Origin of the sequence: Mycobacterium attenuatum, assembly GCF_900566085.1 — a bacterium.
Classification (GTDB): domain Bacteria; phylum Actinomycetota; class Actinomycetes; order Mycobacteriales; family Mycobacteriaceae; genus Mycobacterium; species Mycobacterium attenuatum.
Genome location: NZ_UPHT01000159.1, coordinates 1 through 20,162, shown reverse-complemented (window position 1 = coordinate 20,162; position 20,162 = coordinate 1). Strand labels below are relative to the sequence as shown.

Annotated in this window: 20 protein-coding genes and 1 pseudogene; 15 read left to right on the top strand and 6 right to left on the bottom strand. The window is 67.0% G+C overall.

Annotation, left to right across the window (positions count from 1 at the left end; genetic code table 11):
• The first annotated feature begins 8 nt into the window (after positions 1-8).
• From EET13_RS25445 to usfY, 9 genes are all read left to right on the top strand, one after another.
• Positions 9-1,214, top strand: coding sequence for a virulence factor Mce family protein (locus tag EET13_RS25445; RefSeq protein ID WP_122444855.1), 1,206 nt, complete (start codon positions 9-11; stop codon positions 1,212-1,214).
• Complete coding sequence (locus EET13_RS25440; RefSeq protein WP_122444854.1) at positions 1,214-2,266, top strand: MCE family protein; 1,053 nt, start codon at positions 1,214-1,216, stop codon at positions 2,264-2,266. Before EET13_RS25445 ends, EET13_RS25440 begins: the two co-directional genes overlap by 1 nt.
• A complete protein-coding gene (locus EET13_RS25435; protein ID WP_122444853.1) occupies positions 2,256-3,329 on the top strand; it encodes a virulence factor Mce family protein in 1,074 nt (357 codons plus the stop codon). Before EET13_RS25440 ends, EET13_RS25435 begins: the two co-directional genes overlap by 11 nt.
• On the top strand, positions 3,326-4,753 hold the full coding sequence (locus EET13_RS25430; RefSeq protein WP_122444852.1) for a virulence factor Mce family protein: 1,428 nt from the start codon (positions 3,326-3,328) through the stop codon (positions 4,751-4,753). The genes EET13_RS25435 and EET13_RS25430 overlap by 4 nt, the downstream gene beginning before the upstream one ends.
• Positions 4,753-5,907, top strand: a complete 1,155-nt coding sequence (locus tag EET13_RS25425) for an MCE family protein (RefSeq protein ID WP_122444851.1) — start codon at positions 4,753-4,755, stop codon at positions 5,905-5,907. The genes EET13_RS25430 and EET13_RS25425 overlap by 1 nt, the downstream gene beginning before the upstream one ends.
• Before the next feature lie 40 nt (positions 5,908-5,947).
• The gene (locus tag EET13_RS25420; RefSeq protein ID WP_122444850.1) at positions 5,948-7,618 is read left to right on the top strand and encodes a virulence factor Mce family protein; all 1,671 of its coding nucleotides are present in this window, start codon (positions 5,948-5,950) and stop codon (positions 7,616-7,618) included.
• Positions 7,618-8,352, top strand: a complete 735-nt coding sequence (locus EET13_RS25415) for a mammalian cell entry protein (protein WP_122444849.1) — start codon at positions 7,618-7,620, stop codon at positions 8,350-8,352. The genes EET13_RS25420 and EET13_RS25415 overlap by 1 nt, the downstream gene beginning before the upstream one ends.
• Positions 8,352-8,852 (top strand): mammalian cell entry protein, encoded by a 501-nt coding sequence (locus EET13_RS25410; protein WP_122444848.1) that lies wholly within the window; start codon positions 8,352-8,354, stop codon positions 8,850-8,852. The genes EET13_RS25415 and EET13_RS25410 overlap by 1 nt, the downstream gene beginning before the upstream one ends.
• Before the next feature lie 91 nt (positions 8,853-8,943).
• Complete coding sequence (gene usfY / locus EET13_RS25405) at positions 8,944-9,258, top strand: protein UsfY (RefSeq protein WP_122444847.1); 315 nt, start codon at positions 8,944-8,946, stop codon at positions 9,256-9,258.
• A 109-nt stretch (positions 9,259-9,367) separates the two neighbouring features.
• Here usfY and EET13_RS25400 read toward each other — a convergent pair whose 3' ends face one another.
• The 3 genes from EET13_RS25400 to EET13_RS25390 form a co-directional block, all read right to left on the bottom strand.
• Positions 9,368-9,946, bottom strand: coding sequence for a hypothetical protein (locus tag EET13_RS25400; RefSeq protein ID WP_122444846.1), 579 nt, complete (start codon positions 9,944-9,946; stop codon positions 9,368-9,370).
• Between the two features lie 120 nt (positions 9,947-10,066).
• Entirely contained in the window at positions 10,067-10,369 is a 303-nt protein-coding gene (locus EET13_RS25395) for an Rv3488 family transcriptional regulator (RefSeq protein ID WP_122444845.1), read from the bottom strand.
• Positions 10,370-10,447: 78 nt separating this feature from the next.
• Complete coding sequence (locus EET13_RS25390; RefSeq protein ID WP_122444844.1) at positions 10,448-11,902, bottom strand: multicopper oxidase family protein; 1,455 nt, start codon at positions 11,900-11,902, stop codon at positions 10,448-10,450.
• 127 nt (positions 11,903-12,029) lie between these two features.
• Between EET13_RS25390 and EET13_RS25385 the strand changes: the two genes are divergently transcribed.
• Positions 12,030-12,767, top strand: a complete 738-nt coding sequence (locus tag EET13_RS25385) for an ABC transporter ATP-binding protein (RefSeq protein WP_168990886.1) — start codon at positions 12,030-12,032, stop codon at positions 12,765-12,767.
• Positions 12,764-13,546 carry an ABC transporter permease gene (locus tag EET13_RS25380; RefSeq protein ID WP_122444843.1) on the top strand — a complete coding sequence of 261 codons (783 nt, stop codon included), beginning with the start codon at positions 12,764-12,766 and terminating at the stop codon, positions 13,544-13,546. Before EET13_RS25385 ends, EET13_RS25380 begins: the two co-directional genes overlap by 4 nt.
• On the opposite strand, the gene EET13_RS25375 is transcribed toward EET13_RS25380, so the two are convergent.
• On the bottom strand, positions 13,543-15,033 hold the full coding sequence (locus EET13_RS25375) for an alpha,alpha-trehalose-phosphate synthase (UDP-forming) (protein WP_122444842.1): 1,491 nt from the start codon (positions 15,031-15,033) through the stop codon (positions 13,543-13,545). The two genes, EET13_RS25380 and EET13_RS25375, sit on opposite strands and share 4 nt — an antisense overlap.
• Positions 15,034-15,198, bottom strand: a complete 165-nt coding sequence (locus EET13_RS25370; protein WP_122444841.1) for a hypothetical protein — start codon at positions 15,196-15,198, stop codon at positions 15,034-15,036. It abuts the gene before it with no gap.
• Between the two features lie 218 nt (positions 15,199-15,416).
• On the opposite strand from EET13_RS25370, the gene EET13_RS25365 reads away from it, so the two are divergent.
• From EET13_RS25365 to EET13_RS25355, 3 genes are all read left to right on the top strand, one after another.
• The gene (locus EET13_RS25365) at positions 15,417-16,364 is read left to right on the top strand and encodes an enoyl-CoA hydratase (RefSeq protein ID WP_122444865.1); all 948 of its coding nucleotides are present in this window, start codon (positions 15,417-15,419) and stop codon (positions 16,362-16,364) included.
• Between the two features lie 112 nt (positions 16,365-16,476).
• Complete coding sequence (locus tag EET13_RS25360) at positions 16,477-17,310, top strand: SDR family oxidoreductase (RefSeq protein WP_122444840.1); 834 nt, start codon at positions 16,477-16,479, stop codon at positions 17,308-17,310.
• A gap of 1 nt (position 17,311) precedes the next feature.
• Positions 17,312-18,103, top strand: coding sequence for an SDR family NAD(P)-dependent oxidoreductase (locus tag EET13_RS25355; protein ID WP_122444839.1), 792 nt, complete (start codon positions 17,312-17,314; stop codon positions 18,101-18,103).
• 16 nt (positions 18,104-18,119) lie between these two features.
• On the opposite strand, the gene EET13_RS25350 is transcribed toward EET13_RS25355, so the two are convergent.
• Positions 18,120-19,682 carry an LCP family protein gene (locus EET13_RS25350; protein WP_122444838.1) on the bottom strand — a complete coding sequence of 521 codons (1,563 nt, stop codon included), beginning with the start codon at positions 19,680-19,682 and terminating at the stop codon, positions 18,120-18,122.
• A 128-nt stretch (positions 19,683-19,810) separates the two neighbouring features.
• On the opposite strand from EET13_RS25350, the pseudogene EET13_RS25345 reads away from it, so the two are divergent.
• Positions 19,811-20,162, top strand: a pseudogene (locus EET13_RS25345) (hypothetical protein); the annotation flags it as partial.

Below are 20,162 nucleotides of genomic sequence, written 5' to 3'. Positions count from 1 at the left end.
ACAGGACCATGGCAGGCGGATCGCGACGCACCAGCGTGCGGGTGGCGGCAGCGCTGCTGGCCGGCCTCATGGTGGGGTCGGCCATCCTGACCTACCTGTCCTACACCGCTGCCTTCACTTCGACCGATACCGTCCTCGTCGCGGCGCCGCGGGCCGGGCTGGTGATGGAGAAGGGCGCCAAGGTCAAATACCGCGGCGTCCAGGTCGGCACCGTCGATGACATCACCTACAGCGGCGACCAGGCGCGGCTGAAACTGGCCATCAGAAGCGGCGAGATGAAATACATCCCGTCTAACGCGACGGTGCATATCGCCGGCAACACCATCTTCGGCGCCAAGTCGGTGGAGTTCGAACCGCCCAAGCCGGGAACGGAGTCGAAGACCTCGCTGCGCCCCAATGCGCATGTCGAGGCGCCTCAGGTGCAGCTGGAGGTCAACACGCTGTTCCAGTCCCTCCTCGACCTGCTGCACAAGATCGACCCGGTCGAGTTGAACGGCACCCTGAGCGCGCTGTCCGAAGGTTTGCGCGGCCACGGCGATGACCTGGGCGCGCTGTTGTCGGGGCTGAATACGCTGACGCGCCAGACCAATCCGAAGCTGCCCACCCTGCAGGAGGACTTCCGCAAGGCGGGCATCGTCACCAACGTCTACGGCGACGCCGCGCCCGACCTGACCACCGTCTTCGGCAACCTGCCGACCATCAACAAGACGCTAGTGGACAAACAGAAGGACCTGAACACGACTCTGCTAGCCACCATCGGCCTGGCCAACAACGCCTACGAGACGCTGGAGCCGGCCGAGCAGAACTTCATCGACGCGATCAACCGGTTACGGGCCCCGCTGAAGGTGTCCGCTGACTATTCGCCGGAGTTCGGCTGCCTTTTCAAGGGAGTCAGCCGCGGCATCAAGGAATTCGCGCCGCTGATCGGGGTCCGCAAAGCGGGCCTGTTCACCTCGTCGAACTTCGTGCTGGGCGCGCCGGCCTACACCTATCCGGAGAGCCTGCCGATCGTCAACGCCTCCGGCGGGCCGAACTGCCGCGGATTGCCCGACATCCCGACCAAGCAGACCGGCGGGTCGTTCTACCGCGCACCGTTCCTGGTCACCGACAACGCCTACATCCCCTACGAGCCGTTCACCGAGGTGCAGGTCGACGCGCCGTCGACGCTGCAGTTCTTGTTCCACGGCGCCTTCGCGGAACGGGACGACTTCTGATGGCGTCGGGGGGGATGCCGTCGCATCGCTCAATGGTGATCAAGGTCAGCATCTTCGCGGTCGCCATGTTGCTGGTGGCCGCGGCGCTGGTCGTGGTGTTCGGCGACTTCCGGTTCGGCCCGGAAGCCACTTATCACGCCACTTTCACCAACGTGTCGCGGTTGAAGGCCGGCCAGAAGGTACGCATCGCGGGCATACCGGTCGGGAAGGTGTCGGGGGTGGCGCTGAACCGCGACAACACCGTCGATGTGGCGTTCGGCGTCGACAAGCGTTACACCCTGTACTCGTCCACGCGGGCGGTGGTGCGCTACGAAAACCTGGTCGGCGACCGGTACCTGGAGATCACGTCCGGACCGGGCGAGCTGCGCAAGCTGCCGCCGGGCGGCACCATCAACGCCCAGCACACCCAGCCGGCACTGGACCTCGATGCCCTGCTGGGCGGCCTCAAGCCGGTGCTCAAGGGCCTCGACGCGGACAAGGTCAACGCGGTCACCAGTGCGGTCATCGAGTTGCTGCAAGGCCAGGGCGGAGCGCTGTCGGACGTGCTGGCCGAAACCAGTGCCTTCTCGACGGCCCTGGGCAACCGGGACCAGCTGATCGGCGACGCGATCACCAACCTCAACGCGGTGCTGGCGACCGTCGACGCGAAAAGCGCGCAGTTCTCCACCAGTGTCGACCAGTTGCAACAGCTCATCACCGGGCTGGCCAACAACAAGGACGCGATCGCCGGCGCCATCCCGCCGTTGGCCTCCACGACGACGGATCTCACCGACCTGCTGCGAAATTCGCGCCGGCCGTTGCAGGGCGTGCTGGAAAACCTGCGTCCGCTGGCCACCGAGCTCGATGACCGCAAGGCCGAGATCAACAACGATGTGGAGCAGCTGGGGGAGGACTATCTGCGGTTGGCCGCGCTCGGCTCCTACGGGGCGTTCTTCAACATCTACTTCTGCACGGTGTCGATCAAGATCAACGGACCCGCCGGCAGCGACCTCCTGATTCCGATGGGTGGCCAGCCGGATCCCAGCAAGGGAAGGTGCGCCTTTGCAAAGTAGCAAGCCAACCAGTAAGCGCGATCGTGACCCGCTGCGCACCGGCATCTTCGGGCTGGTGCTGGTGGTCTGCGTCGTGCTGATCGCGTTCGGCTACGCCGGGCTGCCGTTCTGGCCGCAGGGCAAGACATATGACGCCTACTTCACCGATGCGGGCGGTATCCGCCCTGGCAACGCCGTGTACGTCTCGGGCTTCAAGGTGGGCAAGGTCACCGAGGTGGGTCTGGCCGGCGACAGTGCCAAGATCAGCTTCAGCGTGGACCGCAAGGTCGTCGTCGGCGACCAGTCGCTGGCGGCGATCCGGACCGACACCATCCTCGGCGAGCGGTCCATCGCGGTGACCCCGGCAGGCAGCGGGCAGGCCACGATCATTCCGGTGAGCCGCACCACGACGCCCTACACGCTCAACGGCGCCCTGGAGGACCTGGGCCGCAACGCCACCAACCTGAACAAGCCGCAGTTCGAGCAGGCGTTGAAGGTGTTGACCGAGACGCTGCACGACGCCACGCCGCAGCTGCGCGGCGCGCTGGACGGCGTGACGTCGCTGTCGCGCACCCTCAACAGCCGCGACGAAGCGCTGCAGGGCCTGCTGGCCCACGCCAAGACGGTGACCGGGGTGTTGTCCCAGCGCGCCGAGCAGGTCAACAAGCTGATCGACGACGGCAACCTGCTGTTCGCCGCGCTCGACGAGCGCCGTGCCGCCCTGGGCGCGCTCATCTCCGGCATCGACGACGTCTCGGTGCAGATCTCCGGCTTTGTGGCCGACAACCGTAAGGAGTTCGGCCCGGCACTGGGCAAGCTCAACCAGGTGCTCAGCAACCTCAACGAGCGCCGCGACTACATCACCGAGGGCCTCAAGCGGCTGCCCGCCTACGCGACCACCCTGGGCGAGGTCGTCGGCTCCGGGCCGGGGTTCAACGTCAACGTCTTCAGTGCGATTCCGGCGCCACTGATGGCCATGGTGTTCGATATGGTCTACCAGCCCGGCAAACTGCCGGACAGCTTCGCCGACTATCTGCGCGGGCTCATCCAGGAACGCTGGATCATTAGGCCGAAGTCACCATGACGACGGCCCTGCAGCGACGTTTCGGCCGCCGGGGCGTGCGGACCGTCACCATCATCGCGTTGGTCGCGGCGCTGGTGGGCGGTGTCTACGTGCTTTCGTCGGTGGGCGGCAACGGCCGCAAGATCGTCGCGCACTTCACCTCCGCCGTCGGGCTCTACCCCGGTGACGAGGTCCGCATTCTCGGGGTTCCGGTCGGCACCGTGGACTCGATCGAGCCGCGGCCGTCCGACGTCAAGATCACCATGTCGGTGTCCGAGGACGTCAAGGTTCCCCGCGACGCCCAGGCGGTCATCATGTCGCCAAACCTGGTGGCGGCGAGGTTCGTTCAGCTCACCCCCGCCTACACCGGCGGCGCGGTGCTGCCCGACGGCGCCAGCATCGAGTTGTCGCACACCGCGGTCCCGGTGGAGTGGGACGAGGTCAAGGAAGCGCTGACCCAACTGTCGGACACGCTCAGTCCGGCAGCGGGTGAACTGCAGGGTCCGCTGGGTGCGGCGATCAACCAGGCCGCCGACACCCTCGACGGCAACGGCGACTCGTTCCATAAGGCGTTGCAGGAACTCTCGCAAGTCGCCGGGCGGCTGGGGGATTCGCGCAGCGACATTTTCAGCACGGTCAAGAACCTGCAGGTGCTGGTTGACGCGCTGTCGCAGAGCAACGAACAGATCGTGCAGTTCGCCGGGCACGTGGCGTCGGTGTCGCAGGTGCTCGCCGAGAGCTCACGCAACCTGGACCACACGTTGGGCACGCTCAACCAGGCGCTGTCGGATATCAGAGGATTCCTGCACGAGAACAACTCAACGTTGATCGAAACCGTGAGCCAGCTCAACGATCTCAGCAAGACGCTGAGTGATCAGAGCGACAACATCGAGCAGGTGTTGCATGTGGCGGGCCCCGGTATCGCCAACTTCTACAACATCTACGACCCGGCGCAGGGCACCCTGAACGGTCTGTTGTCGATACCCAACTTCGCCAACCCCGTGCAATTCATTTGTGGCGGTTCGTTCGACACCCCGGCGGGAACGTCGGGACCCGACTACTATCGGCGCGCCGAACTGTGCCGGGAGCGGCTGGGCCCGGTGCTGCGCCGGCTCACGGCCAACTACCCGCCGATCATGTTCCACCCGCTCAACACCATCACGGCCTACAAGGGCCAGGTCATCTACGACACCCCGGCCACCCAGGCCAAGGCCGAGACACCGATTCCGGAGCTGACCTGGATTCCGGCCAAGCCGACGACTCAGCCTGCGCCGGGCAACAGCACCGACCTGCAGAGCCTGCTGGTTCCCCAAGCGCCGGGTCCCCCGCCCGGTTTCGGCCCGCTGCCGGGGCCGCCGCCCGGCGCCGCTGCCGGTGCGCAGCCTGCTCCGGCGGGCGCCCCGGCGCCGGCGGCGCCGCTGCCCGCCGAGCAGGGGGCCGGCTGATGAAGCGAATCATGTTGCGGGCCAGCGCTTTTGCTGCAGGCGCTACGCTGCTCGCAGGTTGTCAATTCGGCGGGCTGAACTCGCTTCCGTTGCCCGGCACCGCCGGCCACGGCGACGGCGCATACACGATCACCGCCGAGATGCCCGACGTGGCGACGCTGCCACAGAACTCGCCGGTGATGGTCGACGACGTCACCGTCGGCAGCGTCGCCGGAATCACCGCCGAGCAGCGGCCCGACGGATCGTTCTATGCGGCAGTGCAATTGGCCCTGGACAAGCAAGTGGTGCTGCCGTGCAACGCGACCGCCAAAGTATCCCAGACGTCGCTGCTGGGTTCTATGCACATCGACCTGGTGCGTCCGGCGGACAACCCGTCGACCAGCAAGCTGGGTGAGCCCAACTGCCGGTCCATCCCGGAGTCGCGCACCAGCCGCGCGCCCACCACCGAGGAGGTGTTCTCGGCCCTGGGAGTGGTGGTCAACAAGGGCAACGTGGGCGCGCTGGAGGAGATCACCGACGAGACGTATCAAGCCGTGGCGGGTCGCCAGGGTCAGTTCAAAGAGCTGGTCCCCAGACTCGCGGAGCTGACGGCCGGACTCAACAAGCAGGTCAACGACATCATCAGCGCGGTCGACGGGCTGAACAGGTTCGCGGCCATCCTGGCGCGCGACAAAGACAACCTGGGCCGGGCGCTGGACACATTGCCCGACGCGCTTCGGGTGCTCAACAAGAATCGGAACAGCATCGTCGAGGCCTTCGCCGCGCTGAAGAAGCTGGCCATGGTCACCTCGCACGTGCTGTCCAAGACCAAGACCGACTTCGCCGCCGACTTAAAGGACGTGTACTCGGTGGTCAAGGCGATCAACGACAACCGCAAGGATTTCGTCACCTCGCAGCAGTTGCTGCTGACGTTCCCGTTCCCCAACTTCGGCATCAAGCAGGCGGTGCGCGGCGACTACCTCAACGTGTTCACCACCTTCGACCTGACCCTGCGCCGAATCGGTGAGACGTTCTTCACCACGTCCTATGCGCTCGACCCGAACATGGCGCACATGGACGAGGTGCTCAACCCGCCCGACTTCCTCACCGGTGAGCTGGCCAACCTGTCTGGACAGGCGGCCGACCCGTTCAAGATTCCGCCCGGTACGGCTTAATGGTCAGTAAGGGTCAGCTAGGGGCAGTAGGAATGCGGAGATGATCGACAGACTCACCAGGATCCAGCTGGCCATCTTCGGGGTGATCACCGTCATCACCCTGGTGGTGATGGCCGTCTTCTACTTGCGGTTGCCGGCCACCTTCGGCCTCGGAACCTACGGTGTCAGCGCCGATTTCGTGGCCGGGGGCGGTTTGTACAAGAACGCCAACGTCACCTACCGCGGTGTGGAAGTGGGGCGGGTGGAGTCGGTCGAGCTGAATCCGTCGGGCGTCACCGCCGAAATGCGGCTGAACAGCGGCACGCCCATCCCGTCCAACGTCACCGCCACCGTCAAGAGCGTGTCGGCCATCGGCGAGCAGTACATCGACCTGGTGCCGCCCGCAAACCCGTCGCCGGCGAAGCTGCGCAACGGAGCCAAGATCGAGCGCAAGAACACCCGAATCGGCCAAGACGTCGCCGACCTGCTGAGCAAGGCGGAGGTCCTGGTCAACAGCCTCGGGGACACGCGGTTGCGCGAGCTGCTGCACGAGGCGTTCACCGCAACCAACGGCACGGGCACGGAGCTGGCCCGGCTGGTGGAATCGGCACGGTTGCTGGTGGACGAGGCCAATGCCGACTACCCGCAGGTCTCACAGCTGATCGACCAGGCCGGTCCGTTCCTGCAAGCCCAGATCCGCGCCGGCAGCGACATCAAGTCACTGGCCGACGGGCTGGCCCGGTTCACCACCGAGCTCCGTGCGGCCGACCCGCGGCTGCGTGACACGCTGGCGACCGCTCCGGACGCGATCGACGAGGCCAACACGGCGTTCTCCGGTATCCGGCCGTCGTTCCCGGCGCTGGCGGCCAGCCTGGCCAACCTGGGCCGGGTGGGTGTGATCTATCACAAGTCGATCGAGCAGCTGCTGGTGGTGTTGCCGGCGCTGTTCGCCGCGCTGACCACCGCCGCCGGCGGGGTGCCCCAGGACGAGGGCGCCAAGTTGGACTTCAAAATCGACTTGAACGACCCGCCACCGTGCAGCGTCGGCTTCATTCCGCCGCCGTTGATCCGCTCGCCCGCCGACGAGGGCTTGCGGGAATTACCGCCGGACATGTACTGCAAGACCGCCCACAACGACCCCTCCACCGTTCGTGGCGCCCGCAACTACCCGTGCCAGGAATTTCCTGGGAAGAGGGCACCGACGATCCAATTGTGCCGCGACCCGAAGGGCTACGTGCCGATCGGCCGCAACCCGTGGCGCGGACCTCCGGTGCCCTACGACACGCCGGTAACCAATGGGCTGAACGTCTTGCCGCCCAACAAGTTTCCCTACATCCCGCCGGACGCTGACCCGGACCCGGGCACTCCGATCGCCGGGCCGCCCCCGCCCGGTGTGATACCGGGTCCCGGACCCGAGCTGCACCAGCCGGCGCAGCCGGCGCCGCCGCCCAACGACAACGGGCCACCGCCGCCCTTCACGTCGTGGATGCCGCCGGATTACCCGCCGCAGCCGCCGCTGCTTCCGTACCCCAAGACGCTGCCGCCGCCGCCCCCGCCGGTGGGCACCGGGCCGGAACCGCAAGCCAGCGGGCAGGCGTACACCACCTACGACCAGACCACCGGCGTCTTCAAGGACCCGGCCGGCGGCACTGGTATCTTCGCGCCTGGCATCAACGGCGCGTCCAGCGCGGAGAATTGGGTGGACCTCATGCTTGCTCCGAAGGCTATGTAGTGGCACCACAGCAGTCGGGCGCGCCACGGGTGCGCCGGCGGGCGTCTCGCGCGGCGGGCCCGGCAAAACCCGTATCGAGCGATCCTGACACCACCGAAGCCGCCGTCGAGGTGGCGCCGACGGCCGAGCCGAAGCCACCAGCCAAACCAGCCAAACCAGCCAAACCAGCCAAACCAGCCAAACCTAGGTCGGCCCTCCGCCCGCCGCCACGGCGGCGGGCGCGGGGCGGGCTGGTGGCCGGGGTCTCGCTGGCCGCCGCGGTGGTGCTCGTCGGCGCGCTGGGCTGGGGGGTGCTTGCCCTGGTCGGCCAGCACCGGGCCGCCGAGGCCGAGCAGGCTCGTGATCAACGCTTCGTCGACACCGCCACGCAGCTGGTCGTCAACATGTTCAGCTACACGCCGGACACCATCGACGAGGCCGTCAACCGGTTCGTCAACAGCACCAGCGGTCCGCTGCGTGGCATGCTCAGCGCCAACAACAACGTCGACAACCTCAAAGGCCTGTTCCGCGCCACCAATGCCACGTCCGAGGCCGTCATCAACGGTGCCGCCCTCGAAGGCATCGACACCGTCAGCGACAACGCGTCCGTGCTGGTCTCGGTGCGGGTGACGGTTGCCGACATGGACGGGGTCAACAAACCGTCCATGCCCTATCGGTTGCGGGTCATCGTGCACGAGGATGAGTCCGGACGGATGACCGGCTACGACCTGAAGTATCCCGACGGGGGCAACTGATGCGATTGCGGCGCGTGTGGCGTGCGCTGGGCGCGGTTGCCGGCGTGCTGCTGGTTACGGCGATCGTGGGGCTGGCCGCGGCCGGCGGCTGGTTCTACTGGGACCGGGTGGAGGCCGACGGCGCGCGGACCGCGCGGGCGGAGTTGCCGAAGATAGCCGCCGACCAGATACCCAAAGTGTTCGCCTACGACTACCAGACGGTCGAACGCAGCCTCAATGACGCGTACCCGTTCCTGACGCCCGCCTATCGTCAGGAGTTCAAGCGCAGCGCCAACGCGCAGATCATCCCGGAGGCCAAGAAGCGCGAGGTGGTGGTGCAGGCCAATGTCGTGGGCGTGGGAATCATGTCAGCGCAACGAAATTCGGCGTCGGTGATGGTGTACATGAACCGCACCGTCACCGACAAGTCACGCCAGCCGCTCTATGACGGCAGCCGGCTGCGGGTGGACTACAAGCGGATCGACGGCAGGTGGCTGATCGCCTACATCACTCCGATCTGAGCCAGGCCTGGGCTGACCCGGAAAAGTCGTTGTGACCTGGCACACAATTTAGGCGTACCCTTGAGGCGTCTCTTGGAGAAGGGAGACGTCAATGAAGGGTGCATATCGCGATCCGGTGGAACACTCGCGGACAACGCAACCGCATGCCGGCGAATCGTTCATCGACACGTTGTGGCTGCCGGGCCTGTTCCTGATCGTTCTCGGCGTGATCGGCCTGGCTGGGATTGTCGCGTCGCTGGCCTACAACCACCGCGAGCTGCTTTTGATGCTCGGTTCGGCCGCGGCGGGTTTGCTGATCGCCGGCGGGTTGCTGATCATGGCCGAGCATCACCGGGTGCAGCGGGTCGAACGTCGGTGGCTGGCCGAACATCCGGACTACTGGCGTCAGCAACACAGGCCGGTCTAGGCCGGTTTGGGCCCGGTTTGGCTCCGGGTGGCCCGTCCGGCGCCCGTCGACAGACGGGCAGCGCTGGTCGGACTTGTGCCCTCGATGGCTGGGTCAGCCCCGTGATCCGTCAGTAGCAGATCGCAATCTCGTTGCAGCGCAACGGGTACCGTTCGACCGGGCTCGGCGGCGGCCCCACCAGCTGCAGTGAGAACGGTTCCTTTTTCATGTCCGGCTGCAGACCGCAAACGGCGCCATGGACAATGGTGTGCGTGCCGGTCATGTTCTCGTCGTTGAACGCATAGGTTTCCGTCGACGGCGCGGTGCTGCCGTCCGGGCACAACACGCCCTGGTCCTTACTCACCTGGAAGGTCCACAAAACGCTGGTCAGCCGAGCCCTGGCGGTGAAGTTTTGCAGCTTATCGGCGCGGGTGATCTGTTCGGATGTGGTGCTCACGATGTTGAGCGCGCACTGGAAAGCCCAGGTAACCGGGTCGGAGTAGTCGTTCATGTTGCGCGTTCCCGACGGCTGGTCGCACAGGGCGGTAATGGCCCAGGTAACTCCGGAGACGCCGGCCTGACTGAAGGAGTAAGCGCCGTCGGGCGGGGGTGCGACGGCACGGGCCGGGTCGCCTGATTGCAGCGCTGTAACCAGCGTGACTGCCGAGACGATGCCCGCACCGGCGGCCAGGCCGTGACGGATCTTCACGTCGTTTCTCCCCTTTTCTTCGCTGCCTACCGCGCTGCGGCGCTGCATCGAGTATCACAGCGTTTCGCCGGGAACACCATGGCTGCTGGGCGCTGGCCGGCACGGTAGGTCGGGCGTCGGTCAAGGCTCCGCGCCGAGTACTTCGCGGGCCAGTTCCCGAAGGGCGCGGCGATCTTCGGCCAAGGCCGCGCGGCCGGCCGCGGTGGCCCGGTAGACGCGGCGTGTCCGGCCGGCCACCACCTGTTGCTTCGACACCAGCAGTCCGTCGGCTTCCAGCCGGTGCAGGGTCGGGTACAGCGTGCCGGGGCTGACTTTGTAGCCGTGGTGGCTTAGTTCCTCGGTGAGCCACGCGCCGTGGACTTCGCCCTCGGCGGCGTGATGCAGGATGTGCAGGCGGACCGCGGCCCGCTGAAATTCCCGCATGGACAACCCCTTTCGGCACAACCCGGTCCGGATCAGTGACGAAACCGATATCGGGCTCCGATTCTACGGCGTGCAGGTTCAGGAGCAGCGCAGCAGCGTCATGAAACCGAAGTCCATGTGTATCTGTTGGTGGCAGTGCAACAGCGAGGGCCCCGGTTGGTCGGCGGTGAAGTCGACCTCCATGATCTGGTAACCACCCAGCATCGCGACATCCTTGTGTACACCGGCCGTGGGTGTGCCTGCGACATGGGTGATTTCGAAGGTATGCCGATGTAGATGCATCGGGTGAATGTCGTCGGTGGCGTTGCGGAACCGCAGCCTGTAGCGCCGGCCGTTGACGATGTCAAGGACCGGCTGCTTGGTGTCCATGGCGTACGGGGCGCCGTTGACAGTCCAGATGTTGAACCCGTCGCGGGCGGCATTGCGCTTCTCGATGAGCAGGTCGATCACCTGGTCGGGGGCCGGGGCAGTGCCGCCGCTGCCGAACACCCGGTAGTCCCAGGCGAACTCGGGCGGTGGCTCCCAGACCGGCTCGCCGGCGCGGCCGGCGTATTCGACGACGGTGCCCATGCCCGCTTGACGGTCCTCGTCGGAGAGGTCGCCCAGTATCCAGACGCCGGGGTGGTTCATCGCCACGATCGCGGAGATGCGTTCGGCGGCGCCCAGCCACAACACCGGAACCGCAACGGGTTTGGGCACCGGGTTGCCGTCCAGGGCCACCACGGTGAACACGTGCCCGGGCAGGGCAAGACTACGGTTCTCGGTGGCGCTGCCGTTGAGGACATGCAGCATGACCCGCTCACCGGTCTTGACCCGGACCGGTTCGCCGTGTCCGAGCGCATGGCCGTTGACGGTGAACACCTGGTAGCCAACCTCGTAGCCGTGCGGCATACCGGCTGCCAGCGAGGCGTTCATCGCCTGCTCGCCCTGGTTTTTCAGCTCGGCGACCGGGTCACCGGCCAGGAAACCGCCGGGCATGTCACCGCCCTGGTTCAGGCCGGGCTCGAACTCTTTGAGAGTCAGGAACACTTCGCGGTCGTAGGCGCCCGGTTCATGCCCGGGCTCGATGTAGACCGGTCCGACCAAGCCGCCGTATTGTCCGCCCGTCAGGTCGGCTCCCGGGTTGAGGTGGGTGTGGTAGAAGCGGAACCCCGCCGGACCGGGTACCAATGAGATCCGGCGCATTCCGTGGGCCGCGATGAACGGGGTGCCCTCTTCGGCCGAGCCGTCCACCTCGACCGGCAGGTGCTGGCCGTGCCAGTGCAGCTGCTGTGGGGTGTCGGTGTCGTTGTAGACGTCGACGGTGATCTGCTTGCCTTCGGCACATCGCAGCAGCGGGCCGGGGAATTGGCCATTGTAGGTGGTGGTCGACACGATTTTGCCGGGAGCGACTTCCACCTGGCTGTGGCCGATGCGCAACGTGTGGTCGGCCCTGCCGGGCCGTGGATTATGCGAGCAGGCGGGCGCCAGGCCGGTGGCGCTCAGCACCCCCAGCCCGCTCCACCTCAGGAAGCCGCGCCGGTCAACCGGCATGGGCCGGCCGTGCATCCAGTGACCAGACAGACGAACCCGTCGCCGCCAACTCGGACTCCGATATCGTGTTCCGATAACCTTCCGGGTGAGACTACCGCAGGTGTTGGCCACCACCGACCCCGGGCAGATCGAGGTTTGGCAGGATTTAGCAGTGGATTCAGCAGTCGATTCGGTGTTCGAATTCGCCGACGTTGTCGTCGAACGTGACGGGGTGCAAGCGCTGGACGGGTTCACCGCCGCGGTTCCGGGGCACGGGGTGACGGCGGTGTTCGGCCCGTCGGGATCGGGCAAGTCGACCCTGCTGCGGTTGTGCAATCGACTGGAAGTGCCGACGAGCGGACGAGTCTTATTCTGCGGCAAGGATATTGCCGAAACGGACCCATTGTGGCTGCGGCGCCGGGTGGGCATGTGCTTCCAGCGTCCGACGCCGTTTCCGGGCACGGTGGCCGACAATCTGCGGATCGCCGAGCCGACGGCATCGGAGGCGCAGATGACCGACACGCTGGCCCGCGTGGCGCTCACCGGGTCCTGGTTGGACCGCGACGCGACCGCGCTGTCGGGCGGGGAAGCCCAGCGCATGTGCCTGGCCCGCACCCTGATGGCTTGCCCGCAGGTGCTGCTGCTCGACGAACCCACCTCGGCCGTCGACGCCGAAGCGGCACGCGTGATCGAGGGCGCGGTGCGCCGGCTGGCCAGCGACGGGATTCCCGCCCTGTGGGTCACCCATGACCCGGCGCAGGCCGAGCGGGCCGCCGACCGGATATTGCACATCGAACGGGGACGCTGCGTGGGGCTGGTACAGGTCGGGTCCAAGCCGGTCGACGATCAGGCTAACCATCGGGCTAATGATCAGGTCCAGCCGTGACCGGCCAGGTGGGCTGGATCGGGCTGGCGACGTCGCTGGCCCTGGTGGTGTTCGCCGCGGCAATCTCGCTGTGGCAGCGGCTGGGCATGGAAAGACAGGTGCTGTGGGCGGCCGCTCGCGCGCTGGTCCAGCTGCTGCTCGTCGGGGGCGCGCTGACGCTGCTCTTTGCGCCAGGCCGGTCGTTGTGGTGGTCGTGGGCCTGGACCGCGGGGATGATCGCCTACGCCGGCGATGTCGCCCGCCGGCGGGCTCCGGAGGTGCCGCGACTGGCGCCGCTGGCCGTCATGGCGTTCGCCGCGGCGGCCGCGATCACCCTGGGGGTGATATTCGGGCTGCGGGTGTTCCCGCTGCAGGCCCGGACCCTGGTGCCCATTGCCGGAATGATGATCGGCAACTCGATGACGGCGATGGTGCTGGTGGCCCGGCGCCTGGTCGACGAGCTGCGCGACAAACGTGACGAGGTCGAAGCCCGGCTCGCCCTGGGGCAGCCGTCGCGCCAGGCCGCGGCCCCCTATCTGCGGATCGCGCTGCGCTCGGCGATTTCGCCGCAGATCGAGACCACCAAAGCCACCGGTCTGGTGTTCCTGCCGGGCGCGATGACCGGACTGATCCTCGCCGGCGTGCCGCCGGTGCAGGCGGTGCTGGTGCAGGCGGTCGTGATGTTCCTCATCCTCGGCTCGGTCGCGACCACCACCGTCGTCGTCGCGCTGGGGCTGGTGCGTTTGGTGTTCACCCGGGACCACCGGCTACTGCCGCTGCGCTCACGTCCGCAGCGTTAGCTGGTGTGCCCCGGACGCGCCTCGGCGAGCGCGTCGAGGAACGAGCGGGCCCAGCGGTCCACGTCATGGGCCAGCACCTGGCGTCGCAGCGCACGCATTCGGCGCCGTCCCTCCTCGTCGCTCTGGTTGAGCGCGTTCTCGATCGCGTCCTTGAGCCCTTGGAGGTCATGGGGGTTGACCAGGTATGCCTGACGCAATTCGGCGGCGGCTCCGGTGAACTCGCTGAGGACCAAGGCGCCGCCGAGATCACTGCGGCACGCGACGTACTCCTTGGCCACCAGGTTCATCCCGTCCCGCAGCGGGGTGACCAGCATGACGTCGCTGGCCACGAAATAGGCGATGAGCTCGTCGCGGGGAACCGGGCGGTGCAAGTAATGCACGACCGGATGGCCGACCTCCGCGTACTCGCCGTTGATGTGGCCGACCTGACGCTCGATGTCGTTGCGCAGTATCTGGTAACTCTCCACCCGCTCCCGGCTGGGGGTCGCCAGCTGGATCAACACGGTGTCGTCGCGCTTGGCGCGGCCCTCGGCCAGCAGCTCGTAGAACGCCTTGAGCCGTACGTCGATGCCCTTGGTGTAGTCCAGCCGGTCGACGCCGAGCAGGATTTTGCGGGGGTTTCCCAGCTCGGCGCGGATCTCGCGAGCACGGCGCTTGATGTTGCGATCGCGCGCCTTTTGGTCGAGCGCGCCGGAGTCGATGGAGATGGGGAAGGCGCCCACTCGAATAGTGCGTGACCCGAGCTGCACCGCGCCGAACCGTGAGCGCACTCCGACGGCTCCCCGCGATGTTTCGGCGTCGAGCAGCTGCCTGGCCAGGAAGAGGAAATTCTGGGCATCGCCGACCAGATGGAAGCCGACCAGGTCGGCGCCCAGCAGGCCCTCGATGATCTCCGTACGCCAGGGCAGCTGCATGAACAGCTCCACCGGCGGGAAGGGGATGTGCAAAAAGAAGCCGACGGTCAGGTCGGGGCGCATGGTGCGCAGCATCTTCGGGACCAGCTGCAGCTGGTAGTCCTGAACCCACACGGTTCCGCCCCGAGCCGCCGCGCGTGCGGTGGCTTCGGCGAACCGGCGGTTGACCTCGACGTAGCGCTCCCACCACGTGCGGTGGTAGAGCGGCTTGACGATCACGTCGTGGTAGAGCGGCCACAGTGTGGCGTTGGAAAACCCCTCGTAATACTCTGCGACGTCGTCGGCGGACAGCCGTACCGGGTGAAGCCGCAGCTCGTCCTGGACTATCGGCTCGTCTACGACGTCGACATCGGCTTCGGCGACACCGGGCCAGCCGACCCAGGCGCCGCGGCGGCGCCGCAGTAGCGGCTCGAGCGCGGTGACCAGCCCGCCGGGGCTGCGCTTCCAGGCCGTGGTGCCGTCGGGAAGCCGCTCCTGGTCGACGGGCAGCCGGTTGGCCACGACTACGAAGTCCGAGTCTCCGAAGACTTCGGTGGCCGTGGGCTCCGCGGACCGCCGTCCCCTGGAAGCCATTTAGCTCTCGAGCTTTGCCGGTCCAATACCGAGCATGGACAAGAATATGCGGCACTCATCGGCGTCGTTGGCGTATGCGGCGACGACCCGCCTGGCCTGGCTCGCGGTGCTGTCGGCCACCGGTTCCACGTCGCCGATATCGCCATGGTCAGCTTTGGTTGGCATTACACCACTGTAAGGGAAGCTAAATCCGGCACGCAGCCGTGGCGTCGAGTCGGGCGCCGGTTCTGCGGCAAGACGTCGAGGACCGCTGCGGCAGCAAACTTTTCCCAGCGCCGGTCACCGCGTCGGCGGCCCGGGCCGCGACCGTCTTACAGAGTCGCCGTAATCTGTAAAGTCGATACCAGCCCCAGACGACCCGCGAGACAAGGTAGGTGGGCGCGATGACACTCTCGGACAACGTAGACAGCCAGGCCGGCACCCACGCCGACGGTGCCGAAGCCGCCGAGCTGGTGGCCTACGAAACCCTCGACGACGGGCGGATCGCGCGGATCTGGCTCAACCGGCCGGAGGCCCACAACGCGCAGAATCGCACCCTGCTGGTGCAACTCGACGAGGCCTTCTGCCGGGCCGAAGCCGACGACACCGTGCGGGTGGTGATCCTTGCCGCGCGGGGAAAGAACTTTTCCGCCGGCCACGACCTCGGATCGGAGGAGGCGATGCTGGAGCGCAAGCCCGGGCCGGGCCAGCATCCCACCTTCCGCTCCCACGGCGCCACCCGCGACGCCGTCATGGAAAAGCTGTACCTGCAGGAGTGGCACTTCTACTTCCAGAACACCTGCCGCTGGCGCGATTTGCGCAAGATCACCATCGCCCAGGTTCAGGGCAACGCGATCTCGGCGGGGCTGATGCTGATCTGGGCATGCGATCTGATCGTCGCCGCCGACAATGCCAAGTTCAGTGACGTGGTCGCGGTCCGGCTGGGCATGCCGGGTGTCGAATACTACGCGCACCCTTGGGAATTCGGGCCGCGCAAGGCCAAAGAGCTACTGCTGACCGGTGATTCGCTAGATGCCGACGAGGCTTACCGCCTGGGCATGGTGTCGAAGGTGTTTCCGGCCGCCGAGCTCGAGGAAAAGACTCTCGAGTTCGCGCGGCGCATCGCCGAGCGCCCCACCATGGCGGCGCTGCTGGTCAAGGACTCGGTCAACGCCGCCTCCGACGCCATGGGCTTCACCGAGGCGCTGCGGCACGCGTTTCACGTCCACGAGTTGGGACATGCGCACTGGGCCGCCTACAACCAGAACAGGTACCCGGTCGGCCTGCCGCCCGACGTCGAAGACTGGCGCACGGCCAAGCCGACCCGGGTGGCGCGCCGCGATACGCCGTAGCGCAGGGCTGAGCCGACGGAACCCGTTGTCCACACCGGGGACCGATTCCCGCGCCGGCGGCCGCATGGTTCGATGACGAGAACCTGTTTCAGCTTCACCGTGAGGGGCTCGAATGCAGCTTTCCTTTCACGACCGGACCTACCTGGTCACCGGCGGCGGCAGTGGAATCGGCAAGGGGGTGGCCGCCGGTCTGGTGGCCGCGGGGGCGGCGGTCATGATCGTCGGCCGCAACGCCGACCGGCTGGCGGGCACCGTCAACGAACTCGAAGCGCTGAAGGCCCGCGGCGGTGCCATCCGCTACGAGCCCGCGGACGTCACCAACGAGGATGAGACCGCCCGTGCGGTCCACGCGGTAACGGCCTGGCACGGTCAGCTGCACGGCGTGGTGCATTGCGCGGGCGGGTCGGAAACCATCGGACCGATCACCCAGATCGACTCGGCGGCGTGGCGCCGCACCGTCGACCTCAATGTCAACGGCACCATGTACGTCCTCAAGCACGCCGCGCGCGAGATGGTGCGCGGGGGCGGCGGATCCTTCATCGGCATCTCGTCGATCGCGGCCAGCAACACCCATCGCTGGTTCGGCGCCTACGGGGTGACCAAGTCGGCTGTCGACCACCTGATGCAACTGGCAGCCGACGAGCTCGGCCCGTCGTGGGTGCGGGTCAACAGCATCCGTCCGGGCCTGATCCGCACCGAACTCGTCGCACCCGTCACCGAATCGCCGGAGCTGAGCCGCGACTACGCCGTCTGCACGCCGCTGCCGCGCGTCGGCGAGGTCGAGGATGTCGCCAACCTGGCGATGTTTCTGCTCAGCGACGCCGCCGGCTTCATCACCGGGCAGGTCATCAACGTCGACGGCGGCCACATGTTGCGACGAGGTCCCGACTTCTCGGCGATGCTGGAACCGGTGTTCGGCCGCGACGGGCTACGGGGAGTGGTCTGACATGAAGCGTCTGCGCGGTCAGCGGATCCTGGTCACCGGCGCCGGGTCGGGCATCGGCGCGGCCACCGCGCTGCGACTGCTCGACGAGGGCGCCGCGGTGGTCGGCGCCGACATCGCGACCGACGGTCTGGCCCAGACCGTGGCCCGCGCCGATGCGGCCGGCACCGGCCCCAGGTTCACCACCTGCGAGCTGGACGTCGCCGAGGAGCGGTCGGTGGTCGAGGGGGTGCGCCGGGCCGTCGGCACCCTCGGCGGTTTGGACTCGCTGGTCAACGCCGCCGGCATGCTGCGCGCCGCGCACACTCACCAAACCAGCACCGAGCAGTGGAATCGGATCATCGCGGTTAACCTGACCGGCACCTTCCTCGTCGTCCGGGAAGCCCTGCCGGCGCTGCTCGACAACCCCCGCAGCACCGTCGTCAATTTCAGCTCCACCTCGGCATCGTTCGCCCACCCGTACATGGCCGCCTACGCCGCGAGCAAAGGGGGCGTGCAAGCCTTCACGCATTCCCTGGCACTCGAGTATGCGAAGAACGGTCTGCGTGCGGTATGCGTGGCCCCGGGCAGCATCAAGTCCGGCATCACCGATGCCACCGGCGGCTACATTCCGCAAGACGCCGACTGGTCGCTGTTCGCCCGGCTGCTGCCGGTGCTGCCCACCACCGAGACGTCCAGCGGCGCTGGGATGGCCGATCCGTCCGCGGTGGCCGGCGTCATCGCCATGCTGGTTTCCCAGGACGGTGCATTCATCACCGGCACCGAGATCCGTATCGACGGGGGCACGCACGCCTGACCTCAGGCCGCTCGCCTCAGTTCACGCAGGGAACTCCGCCGCCGTCGATCGGCTTCCCGTGATCGGGCGTCGGGTAGGTGGTGGTGGTAGTGCTGCCGCTGTAATACGTGTTGTACCTGCCGGTCGTCCCGGTCGTCTCGTTGGTCCCGGTGACTGTGCTGGTGTCTTGGGAGTCGTCGAGCGCCGGCATCGCGAAGTCGGTGTCCACGGTCAGCTGGATATGTCCGGGGGTGATCGCGGGGTCCGCTTTGGGAGCGTCGATGCCGAGCAGGGTGGCCAGGTTCTGCGCATCGGTTTGCGCGCCGGTGCCGTATTTGATCGCGCTGGCCGACGGATCGCCGGCTTGGCGGTCCCGGACCTGGCCGGCGGTGTAGCCGCGTTTTCGCAACGCGCTGGACACCTGGCTGGCCATGCCGCTGATGCTGCCGGCGTTGACCACGTCGAGGACGGTCGACGGGTTCGGCTTCGCGGGGGTGGTCGAGGTCGTCGCCGGGTTTGCGGTGCCGATCGCTGCCGCTACCTCGGCCTTGATCGCCGCCGGGTCGATGATGTTGACGTCCTGGCCGTCGATGTTGTCGTAGCGCACCACGGGCAGGGTCCGGAACTCGACGTTTCCACCCGCCAGTTCACCCATGCGACGGAACAGATCCTCATCCCAGCCGGCCGACAACACGACGTCTTTACGGGCCACGGCCATCAGGCTGTTGAGGCGGTCGAGGTTGGTGAAGGTGCCCGAATCCTGCAGATCGTGCATCACCGACGACAAGAATGCCTGCTGCCGATGGGTCCGGTCCAGGTCCCCGTTGTCCAGGCCGTGACGCTGCCGCACGAACGCCAGCGCCTGGGTGGCGTCGAGCCGCTGGGGTCCGGCGGGAAAGTCGGCGCCCGAATAGGAGTCGTAGACGGCATGGTTCAGACAGACGTCCACGCCACCCAGGGTCTCGGCCAGATCGTAGAAACCGGCCAGATTGACCTCGGCGAAGTAGTCGATCGGGACACCGGTCAGGCTGCGTACCGCGCGCAGGGTCGCGGCCCGGCCTGCCTCGCGGCCCCGGGTCTCGAGTTCACGCTGGGAACTCACCCCCTGGTTGGCCAACTGCTGAGCGACGTACTGCTTGGTGAGCCCGTAGGCCTCCTTGATCTTGATGTGGTTGTAGCCCGGTACTCCGGTGAAAGGCACCCAGTCGTCACGCGGAATCGAGAAGGCGACGACCTTACCGTCGGCGCCGACGTGCACGAGGATCAAGGTGTTGGTGTTGTAGCCCCCCTGATCGGAATCACCCGCGTGCAGGTGTTTGAGGATCGACCACGGCAGGTCGTTGCCCTCCTGGTCTTTGCGGGAGTCCAGGCCGATCAGCAGGATGTTCATATTGTTGCCGGTGGACCGCGGATCTTCGGCGGTCAGGGCCTGAGAAATGGTGATGCCGCCCAGTGCGCCATGAGCCACCCAGTACCCGGCCCCAGTCATGCCCAGGGCCACCACGGACACCAGCGTCATAAAGCTTCGCGACAGCCGTCGGCGCAGCGCCGAAGGCTGACGAACAGCACGACGGCGATGCCGTCCACCCGAACGACCCATTACAAGCAGCCTCGACCCGTCCCCGGTTCACCGGCGCGCACCGGGCCGGCGATTTGCGGGGGCGTCGCTTGCTGCATGCCGTCTAGTATGCGGCAGATTGCTGCGCAGCCCCCACTCCAGATGCGCGGATGTGGGCAGATTCACCCGTTGAGCTGCGGCTACTGCGCGGCCGGTTCGTTTCCCCCACCTGCAGCTTCTGGCTACAATTCGCCAAGCTCGGAAGTTTCCGGGCGCTGAACCGGGAGGGTGTGGGGAGGGTGTCGGGCACGAACATGGCATCGGGCGAGATCGACCCCAACTGGCCTCCGCCGGCCTACGAGCCGTCCGACGATGTCGACACGACGCCACCGCCGGGGCCGGCCCGGTCCGCGCGCACCGTCTGGCTGGCGGCGGCGTTGCTAGCTGTAGCCGTCATAGCGCTGGTCGTCGTGGCGGTCGTGGTGTTCTCGGACAAGCAGCGGCCGGTCGCCGGCCCAACGC